Here is a 12,005-nt window from a genome sequence, read left to right as displayed (position 1 = left end):
CCGGAATGACGGGCAGTGGGGGCCGCGGTTTGCCACCGGCGCCCGGATGGCGCCGGTGATACAAACTCAATGCAGACCCACGCTATCGCGCGTCGCGTCAAAGATCTTCTGCGTGTCGTAGCCCACGCCATTCTTGAACACGAGCGGCATGTGCTCGATATCGGCCACGTGCTTGGCCGGGTCGCCATCGATCACCACCAGATCAGCGCGCTTGCCTACGGCGAGGGTGCCGACGTCGCCGTCGCGGCCCAGGTATTTCGCGCCGTTGGAGGTGGCGACTTTCACCGCCTGCTCGACACCGAAGCCTGCCTCCACCAGCAGTTCCACTTCGCGCTTGGACGAATAGCCCGGCACCACGCCGCCGTAGCCGGTGGGATCGGTGCCGGCGAGCAGCAGGCCGCCGGCGTCGGCGTATTGCTTCTCCATGCGGGCGAGCTTGAGGTAGGTCTCCGGCGTCATGCGCGCCTTGGACCCCTGCACCTTGTTCCAGGTGGCTTCGTACTGTGCACGCACTTCCGGCAACATCAGGTCGAGCGCACCCTGCGGCGCCTTGGGCCGGTTTGGCACGAAGGTTTCGAATACGGTGAGCGTGGAGGTGAGCGCCACATGGTGGTTGATCATGTCGCGCATCAGCAGCTTCACGTCAGCTGACCTTGGATCGACGGCGGCCAGCGAGTCGTTGACGCCGGGGCTCTTCGGGCACTGGTCGGGCTGCTTGTCCTTGACGAAATCGCTGGCGACGAAGAAGCCGTGCTCCAGGTTGTCGATGCCCATGTCCACCGCTTCGCGATACGTCACCGAGCACAGATGCGCCGTCACCTTGGCCTTGTGCTCGTGAGCGGTATCGATCACGCGCTTCAGTTCATCGCGGGTGATCTGCATATAGGCCTTGTACGAGGTGACGCCTTCGGCCGACCAGTAGTTGACGGTGCGTTCGGCATCGTCCGGACCGCTCAGCACGTGCACGGCGGGAATGGGCAGGCCCGGGCCGTTGAGGTAGGGGCCGGTCACGTCCATGTCGGGACCGATCACGGTGCCCTTGGCGATGGCGTCGCGCACGTTGATGTCGGCATAGGGCATCATCGAGCCGGCCGTGCGCATGGTGGTCGTGCCGCCGGCGAGATAGAGGCGCGGGAAGCTATAGCTCATCTCGTTGTATTCGGCGCCGCCGGCCGGATAGAACATGTGCTCGTGCACCATCACGAAGCCCGGCATCAGCGTCTTGCCCTTGGCGTCGATCACCTTGGCATCCTGCGGCAGCTTCACCTTGCTGCTCTTGCCCATGGCGACGATACGGCCATGGTCGATCACCAGCGTCTGATCGCGCGCGGCCTTGGCGCCCGTGCCGTCGATCACGGTGGCATGGGTGAAGGCGATCAGCGGTTGATCGTAGGCGACGAAGTCCTGGTCGCTCGCAGGCTTGGTATCGGCGGCCGATGCGCTGGCTGCGCATAGCAGGCCGGCAATGGCGACGGTGAAAAGCGAACGCTGCAATGCCATGGTGCTCCCCCTGTCAAAAGTGGGAGCATCGTAGCAAGCAGCGTTGCCGATCGGTCAGCCCGCTTCGAGCAGGGCCACCGTGCCCTGGCCACCATCGGCGCAGATGCTGACAATGGCCAGGGTGCCCGCAGGTTGCGCCGCGAGCTCCTTCACTGCCTGGCTGAGGATGCGAGCACCCGTGGCGCCGAAGGGATGGCCAATGGCCAGGCTGCCGCCATTGGGATTGACGCGCTCGCGCGGGAACGGTCCGAAGTCGCGGTCCACACCTGCTTTGCGCGCGAGAAACTCGCGGCTTTCCAACGCAGCCATGTGGAACAGCACCTGCGCGGCAAAGGCTTCGTGGATTTCCCAGAGGGCCACGTCGTCATAACGCAGGTTGTGACGAGCCAGCAGCTTGGGTATGGCGAATGCCGGCGCCATCAGCAGGCCTTCCACGCGGAAGTCGACCGCGGCGATTTCCCAGTCGACCAGCTTGACGCGCGGCACATGCGAGGGAATGCGATCGAGGCCTTTCTCGCTGGAGACCCACAAGCCGGCGGCGCCGTCCGTGAGCGGCGACGAATTGCCCGCGGTCAACGTGCCTTCTCCGGTCGTGCGGTCGAACGCCGGCGGGAGCTTGGCCAGTTTCTCCAGCGTGCTATCTGCGCGCGGAATGCTGTCGCGACGGAAGTCGCCCACCGGTATCACCAGGTCATCGAAGAAGCCACTGTTCCAGCCCGCTACGGTGCGCTGGTGGCTGCCGAGCGCCCAGGCGTCTTCATCTTCGCGGCGCATATGCCAGTCTTTGGCCGTGATCTCGGTGTGCTCGCCCATGCTCAGGCCTGAGGTGCGATTGACGATGCCCGGGATGTACAGGCGAACGTCGCCCGGCTTCAGCGTGAGTGCATGCGAAACCTTCTCGCCAACCGAGCGTGCTTTCTGGAATTGGCGGATCCAGTCGGAAAGGCTTTGCGGCAGACCCAGCTGGATGCGGCTGAGGCTGTCCACGCCGCCGACCAGGGCCAGCTGCAGGCTGTCGTCGTCGAGCATGCCGGCGGCTTCGATCATGCCGATCATGCTGGTGGAGCACGCCATGATGGTCGAGAACGCCGGGATCGTCGCCGGCGCACCCGCGTCCATCAGCACTTCGCGCGCGATGTTGCTCCAGGTGAGGTTGGGCACCACCGCGCCCCAGGCCGCGAAATCCGGACGCTTGCCCTCGGGCAGGCTGGCCAGCATGTGCTGCACCACGGGCACCGACAGCGCGATGGCATCGTGCGAGGCCAGCGCGCCATCCACTTTGGAGAAGGGCGTGCGTACACCAGAAGCAAGCCAGACGGGTCGGCTGTAACGCGACTTCAAAGGCATGGACGTGTCCTGATGGCGGGGGTAAAGGAGTCAGCTGGCGAACAGGTTCCACACAGCGCCTTCAGGCGCGCCGCGTCCCAGCTTGTCTGGCAGCGGGTCGGTGGCGGCGACGAACTCCAGCGACACCGAGTTGATGCAATAGCGCTGGTGGGTCGGCGGCGGACCGTCGTCGAACACGTGGCCTTGGTGACTGCCGCAGCGGGCGCAGCGGATTTCGGTGCGCACCATGCCGTAGCTGCTGTCGCGCACATAGGCCAGATGCGTCTCGTCGAACGGCGTGGTGAAGCTCGGCCAGCCGGTGCGGCTGTCGAACTTGTTGCCGGCCAGGAACAGCGGCAGGCCGCACAGCCGGCAGCCGTAGACGCCCGCGCGCTTTTCGGACAGCAGCACGCCGCAAAAGGGCGACTCGGTGCCATGGTCCAGCAGCACCTTGCGCTCTTCCGCCGTCAACTTGGCAGCCAGTGCATCGAACTGAAGCGGGGTGGGAGGGGACAGGTCGAACGTGGGACGACTGCTCACTGCGTGCTCTCCTCGATGAACCCACGGGCATTGAATGCCCGAACGCCCTGAAGATCGGGGCGAACGCGGCGGGCTCAAGGGGTCAGCGGCGCTCGCGGGCCTGTTCTTCCTGCACGGTGAGCACGGATTCCGGGGCCGCTTCCAGCCGGGCCTTGGGGATGGGATCCCCGCTCTCGTCGGAGTAGCCGTAGGTGCCGTCGTCGATCTTCTGCAGGGCGCGCTCGATGTTGTTCACGCGTTGCTCGTCCACGTCGTGGGTGGCCTGGCGCACTTCTTCCTGGGCCAGGTCCTGCGCGGAATCCTCGAACTCTTCGGCCTCGTCACCGTGCTCCTCGGTAAAGGCGCGCTTGCGTGCATTGACGTCCAGTTCACCGCCCAGCACCTGCTGCCGCAGCGCCTCCAGGCGCTTGCGTTGCTGTGCGATGAACTCGGGGGTGAGGTGTTGTTCGGCGGCCATGGGTGCGACTCCGTCGGGGAGGATTATCCGGTAGCTATCGCACAGGTTTTGTTCGTGCGCGGTGAAGGCACCGGCCCGTGGATCGGGCCGGTGCGCAGGCGTCACCAGCGGTAGGCCACCTTGCCGTAGACATAGGCGCCATTGAAGCCGAACGGCGAAAACACCGAGTACGGCATGGTGCCGCTGTTGTCGTTGGCGTGGATGACGCGGTCAGGGTAGGTATTGAGCACGTTGTCGCCGCCGACGGTGAAGGTCCAGCGGTCGAGGCTGTAGTTCACGGCCAGGTCGAGTATCCATTTGGCGCCGAACGTCTGGTCTAGCGTGGCCGTGGTGGAGTTGTAGGACACGAAGCTGCCGTAGCGCGTCAGCGTGCCGTTGAAGCTCCAGCGGCTGAGGTTGTAGACCTCGTTGATGATCAGCTTGCTGCGCGGCGTGGTATCGGCCAGCAGGCCGTACTGGTCGCGCCGGTCGATGCGCTTGAGGTTCACCCCCAGCTGGTTGAGGATCGCCGGATTGGCCTTGATGTCGGTGACCTTGTTCTTGTTGTAGTTGTAGCTCACCGTGCTCTGCAGCGAGCCGGCATCGCCGAAGTCGCTGAGATAGCTCGCCACCAGGTCCACACCGCGCGTGCGGGTGTCCACCGCATTGGTGAAGTACGCGATGCCGCTGTAGTTGGTGTTGGTGATGCCGTTGGCGGCGAGATAGGCCTGCACCGCGGGCGAGGTGGTGGCGAGGTTGCTGGACAGGGTGATGCGGTTGTCGATGTTGATCTGGTAGATGTCCACGCTCAGGTTGAGCGCATCGAGCGGATTCCACACCGCGCCGAAGGTGTAATTGTGCGACTTCTCCGGTTCCAGCGGTTGGGCGCCCAGCAGCGTGCCAACCGGGCTGTTCACCGGTACCAGGCCGGTGTTGTAGATGCCTGGCGGCAGCTGCAGCGAGTTACCCGCGCCGTAGTAGAGCGACGAGGTATACGAATAGTGCTGCTGCGCCAACGACGGCGCGCGGAAACCGGTGGACACGCTACCGCGCAAGGCGAAGCGATTGGTGAAGTCAAAACGGCCGGCCAGCGCGCCTGATGTGGTGTTGCCGAAGTCGCTGTAATCCTCGTGGCGCAAGGCGAGCGACGCGCCGAAGCGATCGGTGAGGTTCGATTCCAGGCTCACGTATTCGGCTACGTCGTGGCGACTATAGGAGCCCGCATCCGTCGGCTGGTAACCGCCAAAACCCTGGGCGCCGCCGGACACGCCCGAGGTGCCGGTGTACCAGGAGGTCAGGTCGCCCGCATCGATCTCATAGGTCTGGCGCAGGTATTCCGCACCAAAGGCCAGCGTCACCGGGTTGGGCAGCCAGCTGGTGGAGAATTCCCTGGCAATGTCCACGTCGAACGACTGCTGGGACGAGTTGAGGATGCCGTCGTGGAACTGGGTGGGGCTATAGCCAAAGTCATGCAGGAACGCGCGATTGACGCTGTTCTCGGTGGCATACGACACGCGGTTGCCGCCGTAATTGCCGCTCACGTCCCAACGCCAGCCGCCATCCGTTTTGCCGCGTACGCCGATCACCAGCGAACGATCGGTGGAGTCCGCGTGTTCCAGCGGCAGATAGCCGTTCGGATAGAGCGACGGCACCGAGTTGCTGTTGGCCAGATTGCGGAAGAACGCAGGCGAGGTGGTGTTGCGCTCGCTGTAGTGGCCAAAGGCGTAAAGCTGCACGTTCGGCGTGAGGTCGAACTGCGAGTTCAGGAACAGGTTGTGATCCTGCACCGCCGGGTCGCCGTAGCGCTGCGTGGTGCCCTCCGCAGGACGCGTGCGATTGGGCTCGGCCCGGTTGGTGTAATCCTGGTTGCCGTCCTGCAGCGTGAAGCGTATCCATCCCTTGTCGCTGAGTGGAATGCCGAAGTTGGCCGAACCTTGCCATTGGCGACCATCACCTGCGGAATACTGGCCACCGGTGACGTCCACTTCGCCGCCTTGGGCGCCTTTCTTCAACACGATGTTGATCACGCCCGCGATGGCATCGGAGCCGTACTGCGCGGATGCGCCATCGCGCAGCACTTCGATGTGATCCACCGCGCCAATGGGAATGGTGTTGAGGTCCACCGCCTGCGAACCGCGGCCGAGCACGCCATTGGTGATCAGGATGGCGCCGGGATGCCAGCGCTTGCCGTCGACCAGCACCAGCACCTGATCCGGCGAAAGACCACGCAGCTGCGCCGGGCGTTGCGAGTCGGCGGTATCGGCGGCCGAGGGGCGCGGGAAGGTCAGCGACGGAATGATGCGCGCCAGTGCGGTAGTCAGTTCGGTGGTGCCGGTCTGCTTGAGCGTTTGCGCCGAGACGACGTCGATGGGTGTGAGCGAGCTGCTCTCGGTGCGGTTGTCGGCGCGCGTGCCGGTGACGATGACAGTGCCGAGCTTCTTCGCGCTTTCAGTGGACGGCGGTGGGGCGGCGTCCTGCGCGGAGGCTTGCGAAAGGATGGAAAGCAGTGCAACGGCAAGGACGCTTGGCGCGGCCTTCAGGCCGACGGAATTCTTAGGCATGCGACGTAATTCCCCAGTCAAAAAAACACAGTGATGCGATGCAGCAATCGCAGGCTAACGGCGATTGTTTGCGCGAGTCAACAGCGGTATAGACGTCTAAACATGTCCAATGACATTTGCTGATTTGCTCATGCCGTGGCGTCATGAGCATGCCTGTGCGACGCCGTCCTGGCGGCGCGGCGGACGGGCGTTCCGGCGCGGCCTTAGGCCGGGTTTTCACCGAGGCTTGCGCGGGTGATTTCGCAAGTGGCTGATTACATGGGTTTTCACGCAACGTTGATGCTTGGCTGAACGACCCTATATCGGGCGGAGCGCTGGGCACCTGTCGTGACGGGTGGCGTGCCTGGTCGGATTGCACCTTTTCATCAAGGCAGGACCCCATGGCACGCAAGAAGTCGCTTGAGCTGTATCGCAACATCGGCATCATCGCGCACATCGATGCCGGCAAGACCACCACGACCGAGCGCATCCTGTACTACACCGGCAAGAAGCATCAGATCGTCGACGTGCACGACACCAAGGACGGCAAGGGTTCCACCACCACCGATTATCTGGAACAGGAACGCAAGCGCGGCATCACCATCCAGTCGGCGGCGGTATCCACCGAGTGGAAAGGTCACCAGATCAACTTGATCGATACGCCGGGACACGTCGATTTCACCATCGAGGTGAATCGCAGCCTGCGCGTGCTCGACGGCGCGGTGGTGGTGTTCGACGGTGTGGCCGGCGTGGAACCGCAGACCGAGACGAACTGGCGCCTGGCCGACCAGTACAACGTGCCGCGCCTGTGCTACGTCAACAAGATGGATCGCACCGGCGCGAACTTCGAGCACTGCGTGAAGGGCATCCGCGAGCGCCTTGGTGCGAGCGTGCTGCTGTGCCAGGTGCCGCTGGGCAGCCACGACGAATTCGTCGGCATGGCCGATCTGGTCGCCGGCGTCGCCTATCTGTGGAAGGGCGACGACAAGGACAGCCCGTGGGATACCGTGCCGCTCAACGAAGTGGCCAGCCGCGTGAAGTTCAGCACGGCGGCCGACCAGGCGTGGGTGGACAACCTTGAAAAGCTGCGCCACGAGACGCTGGAATACGCGCTGGCCATGGACGACGCTGCGTTCGATCGCCTGATCGAAACGGGCGAGTTCGATCCGGAAATGTTGAAGCAGTGCATCCGCAAGGGCTGCGTGTCCGGCAAGCTGGTGCCGGTGTTCTGCGGCTCCTCGTATCGCAACAAGGGCGTGCAGCAGTTGCTGGATGCGGTGATCGACTATATGCCGTATCCCGGCGAGAACGGCGGCATTGCACTGGTGGACGAGGACGGTCACGTCACCGGCGAGCAGGGCGTGATCGATGAAGCGCCGGCCCGCGCGCTCGCCTTCAAGGTGATCAACGACCAGTTCGGCACGCTCACGTTCTGCCGCGTGTATTCGGGCGTGATCAAGAAGGGCGACACCTTGCAGAACGTCACCCGCGGCAAAAAGGAACGCATCGGCCGCATCGTCGAAGTGCAGGCCAATGCGACCAGGGAAATCGACGAGGTGCGCGCGGGCGACATCTGCGCATTCGTGTCGTTGAAGGAAACCGAGACGGGCGACTCCTTGTCCGATCCGGCGCATCCTGCGCTGCTGGAACGCATGCGCTTCCCTGATCCGGTGATCAGCGTGTCGGTGGAGCCCAAGACCCGCAACGACATCGACAAGATGTCCGCGGCGCTCTACAAGATGGTGAAGGCCGATCCGTCGCTACGCCTGGAGATGGACAAGGAAACCGGCCAGACCGTGCTCAAGGGCATGGGCGAGCTGCACCTGGAGGTGACCATCGACCGCATGCGCACCGAGCTGGGCGTGGACGCCAATATGGGCAAGCCCAAGGTGAGTTTCCGCGAGGCCTTTGGTCGTACGGTGGAACACACCTATACGCACAAGAAGCAGTCGGGTGGTTCGGGCCAGTTTGCCGAAGTCACCATGATTTTCGAGCCGCAGGAGTCGGGCAGCGGCGTGGTGTTCTCCGACGAGATCGTCGGTGGCCGCGTGCCGCGCGAATACATCCCCGCCGTGGAGCACGCCGTCAATGTGGAGTCGCGCGAGGGACAGATCGCCGGGTACGAGGTGGTGGACTTCAAGGCGCGCCTGATCGACGGCAAGTTCCATGACGTCGACTCGTCGGCGCTGGCGTTCGAGATTGCCACGCGGCAGTGCTTCCGCGAGGCACAGCGGCTAAGCAAGCCCAAGCTGCTGGAGCCGGTGATGCGGCTGGAAGTGGTCACCGAGGCGGACTACCTCGGCGATGTCATCGGCGACATCAACCGTCGTCGCGGCACCGTAAGCGACCAGGGCCAGAAGGGCACGCAGGCTTTCGTGCAGGGCTTTGTGCCGCTGGCGGAAATGTTTGGTTACATCAACTTCCTGCGCTCGGCCACGCGCGGGCGCGGCACCTTCACCATGGAGTTCGACCACTACGAGGAAGTGCCTGCCAACCTGGTGGACACCTTGATGGAAAAAGAGTCGAAGTAGAGGCCTCGCTGGTCACGCCGTGGAGCGAATGGCGCTCACGGCGTGACGGGTCGGTCAGTGCTGCGGCGCTCGTCCCTGGTCGCGCGGTAAGCCGCGCGGCACGGGACGCTCAGCAACCATTGCGTGCCATGCGGGTCGCGCTGCCGCAGCGATAACTTTGCGCCGAGTCGTTGCGCGCGCTCGCGCATGCCGACGATGCCCCAGTGCCCGGCGTCCACCGCTGCTCGCACGGTGGCTTCATCCAGGCCGCTGCCATCGTCCGCCACGCGCACACGCAGCCAGCGTGGCTGGTGATCCACGTGGACCTCCACCTGGCGCGCCTCGGCGTGGACGAAGGCGTTGCGGATCGCCTCGCGGACGATGTCGATGATTTCATCGCGCGCGCTGGGCAGCAGGGCGCGCGGCTCGCCTTCGGCGCTGAGTCGGAACCTCACGCCCGGGTACAGCGAAGCCAAGTCCTCACCTACCGCGAGGATCGACTGAACCGGTTCATTGTGCTGCGGTTCGTCACCGCGCAAGGCGATGATCTTGTCGCGCCCTTCGATCACCATCTGCCGGGCCTGCTCGATGGCGGCGTTGAGTACATCGGCCTGCTCTTGATCGGGTACTGGCCGCGACATCAGCGCCTGCAGGCGCAACAACAGGCCTTGCACGCCTTGCAGCAAGGTATCGTGGATTTCCCGGGCGATGCGCTCGCGCTCGTTCATGCGCTCCATCAACTGCAGGTGCACACGATCGGCCGCCAGCCGGGTTCGCCACAGGAAGAACACGGCGACCAGGCTGCCAAGGACGACGGCGCACGACACATAGAACCACCAGGACTGGTAGAACCACGGCGCAATGCCGAGGCTGATCTCCGCCCCTTGAAGGTTCCACACGCCATCGTCGTTGGCGGCAATCACATGGAATCGGTAATTGCCGGGATCCAGGTTGGAATAGAACGCCTCGCGGCGATTGCCGACGTCCTGCCAGGCGGCGTCGACGCCATCGAGCCGATAGCGAAAGCGCACACGATCGGGAATGGCCAGGCTTGCCGCGCTGTATTGCACCTGCAGATTGGTCGTGCCCTTGGGCAAGACGATGCGTTGGCCGGCGGCGTAGCGCCGGCCGTTGGCAATGATCGCGGTGATCGCCACCGGCGGCGGCAATGGATTGTTGAAAGGTTTGGAGGGATCGATCCACGCCGGCCCCTGGTTGGTGAGAAACCAGAAACGATTGCGACCGTCCACGGCGGTGGTCGGCAGGATGGCGCCTTGCTTGGCGATGCCAGGCAGGCCGTCGCGCAGATCGAACAGACGATAGGCCGGTTGATGGTCCGATCGTTCGAAGCCGGCGGTGACTTCGTCAGATTCGATCCGCACGACGCCCTTGCCGGTATTGAGCCACAGGTCGCCATTGGCGGTGCGCACGATGCCCGTGATGCCGCTGAAGGTGTCGTTGTCCTGCACCGGCATCGATGCGAGGCGGCCGTCGCGCAGGCGCGCCAGCCCTTGCTCTCCGCCGATCAGCAGGTCGCCGGCCTCGACCACGATGGCGGTGATGGTGCCCACGTGCAGTCCGTCGCCCGCGCTGTAGAGATGCGCGCCTTGCTCGTCGATGCGCACCAGGCGGTCGCCTGCATAACCGATCCACACGTCGCCATGTTCGCCACTCGCCAGCGCCGTGGGTGTTTCATCGGCCAGCGCGGGCAGGGGCACCACGCGTTGCCATTGTCCCTGTTTGAGTTGGTACAGGCCGTGCTCGGCCAGTGCCAGCCAGGGGCGATCGTCGCGATCGATCGCAAACGCGCTTGCCCGCGTGAGATCGGGCGATACGGGCCATTCGATGGTGTCCAGGGTCTTGCCGTGCAACTGGTAGAGCCGATTGCGCCCCACCATCCACAATGCGCCTGCACGATCGAACTGCATGCCGTCGATGTCGTGCAGGTCGGTGCGCACCACCTGGTCGCCGTGGGCATCGAAGCGGTAGAGCGTTCCGCCGTTCGCGGCCCATACGGCGCCGGTCGCGTCAGTGGCCATCGCGTAATTGGCCGCAGCGCCCAGCGTGATTTGTCCGGGCACCTGGAAGCTGTTGCGGTGGAAACTCACCAGGCCCAGGTTGGTGCCTGCCCATATCGTTCCTTCCATGTCTTCGACCAGGGGGACGACGCGTTCGGACACCAGGCCGCTGCTGCGCCCGATCAGTTCAGTGAGATCCTGCGCGCGCAGCGAGCGCCCGCTGGCAAGCGGCGCCAGCGATGCCACGCGATAGATACCGTTGCGGTCGACGCAGGTGCCCCAGAGATTGCCGTAACGGTCGAACAGCAGGCGATTGGCCCAGGCGAAATCCGTGTCGCCAGGAGCTTCGGTCGGTGTGCTGGTGGGATGCGTAGCGGTGAGGCCGGGCAGGGCGCGCGTGCCATGCAGATGATCGGAAAGCCACAACGTGCCGTCGGGCGCCTGCGCCACGATGGCGTACTTGGAGACCGCCTGGTCGGTGCGCTGGAAGCGATGCTCGCCCGGTCGCAGGAACATCAGCGCTTCGCCGGTGGTCACCCACAAGGTCCCGTCGCGGGACACCATGAGCCAGTCGGCGCGTTGCGCGGGATAGCTCCATGCCTCGCCCACGGTTTGCCATGCGCGGCCGTCGAAGCGGGCGAGTCCGCCTTCGGTGGCTGCCCACAGGACGCGGTCGTCGGTTTGCGCAAAAGCCAGCACCATGCCGGCGGGAAAATCCTTGCCGGCGCCATAGTGATGCAAGCGGCCGCCGCGCAGCATGCTGGCGCCACCGTAGTAGAAGCCGATCCACATCGAGCCGTCGGGCAGGGCGGTGAGCGCGGTGATGTTGTTTGAACGGAAGCGTTCACCGGGCAAGGGCTGGAAACGCTCGAAGCGAGAGCCGTCGAATCGATAGAGCCCGCTGCCTGTGCCCAGCCAAAGATAGCCGTCCTTGCCTTGGGCCATGGCCCAGATATCGGCAGGCGTGGTTGCCTCGGTGGTCCACAGGCGGCGGCGAAAGCCGGGCGAATCCTCAGCGTGCGCGCAGGCGGCGAACACCAGCCATAGCACCACGCCGGCCAGTACAGCACCACGACGCGCGAGTTCCCGCCATCCGAGCATCGTCATAGGTTTCCGTGGCTGGCGCGCAGGCGGC

At 64.6% G+C, this 12,005-nt stretch carries 7 protein-coding genes; 1 reads left to right on the top strand and 6 read right to left on the bottom strand.

The window, feature by feature from the left end:
• Nucleotides 1-66: 66 nt before the first annotated feature.
• The 5 genes from AC1DE1_RS05425 to AC1DE1_RS05405 form a co-directional block, all read right to left on the bottom strand.
• The gene (locus tag AC1DE1_RS05425; RefSeq protein WP_441602300.1) at nucleotides 67-1,500 is read right to left on the bottom strand and encodes an amidohydrolase family protein; all 1,434 of its coding nucleotides are present in this window, start codon (nucleotides 1,498-1,500) and stop codon (nucleotides 67-69) included.
• A gap of 54 nt (nucleotides 1,501-1,554) precedes the next feature.
• Nucleotides 1,555-2,847 (bottom strand): thiolase family protein, encoded by a 1,293-nt coding sequence (locus AC1DE1_RS05420; protein WP_441602299.1) that lies wholly within the window; start codon nucleotides 2,845-2,847, stop codon nucleotides 1,555-1,557.
• A 30-nt stretch (nucleotides 2,848-2,877) separates the two neighbouring features.
• Complete coding sequence (gene msrB / locus AC1DE1_RS05415; RefSeq protein ID WP_441602298.1) at nucleotides 2,878-3,366, bottom strand: peptide-methionine (R)-S-oxide reductase MsrB; 489 nt, start codon at nucleotides 3,364-3,366, stop codon at nucleotides 2,878-2,880.
• An 82-nt stretch (nucleotides 3,367-3,448) separates the two neighbouring features.
• Nucleotides 3,449-3,823, bottom strand: a complete 375-nt coding sequence (locus AC1DE1_RS05410) for a TraR/DksA family transcriptional regulator (RefSeq protein WP_477175619.1) — start codon at nucleotides 3,821-3,823, stop codon at nucleotides 3,449-3,451.
• Nucleotides 3,824-3,924: 101 nt separating this feature from the next.
• Nucleotides 3,925-6,363 carry a TonB-dependent receptor plug domain-containing protein gene (locus AC1DE1_RS05405; protein WP_477175618.1) on the bottom strand — a complete coding sequence of 813 codons (2,439 nt, stop codon included), beginning with the start codon at nucleotides 6,361-6,363 and terminating at the stop codon, nucleotides 3,925-3,927.
• 380 nt (nucleotides 6,364-6,743) lie between these two features.
• On the opposite strand from AC1DE1_RS05405, the gene fusA reads away from it, so the two are divergent.
• Nucleotides 6,744-8,873, top strand: coding sequence for an elongation factor G (gene fusA, locus AC1DE1_RS05400; protein ID WP_477178939.1), 2,130 nt, complete (start codon nucleotides 6,744-6,746; stop codon nucleotides 8,871-8,873).
• Between the two features lie 35 nt (nucleotides 8,874-8,908).
• Here fusA and AC1DE1_RS05395 read toward each other — a convergent pair whose 3' ends face one another.
• The gene (locus AC1DE1_RS05395) at nucleotides 8,909-11,977 is read right to left on the bottom strand and encodes a sensor histidine kinase (protein WP_477175616.1); all 3,069 of its coding nucleotides are present in this window, start codon (nucleotides 11,975-11,977) and stop codon (nucleotides 8,909-8,911) included.
• Nucleotides 11,978-12,005: the final 28 nt, after the last annotated feature.

The sequence above is a fragment of the Dyella sp. 05T440 genome (assembly GCF_056395965.1).
Note: the sequence above shows the minus strand (reverse complement) of the source record. Positions and strands in the feature narration are given on the sequence as shown.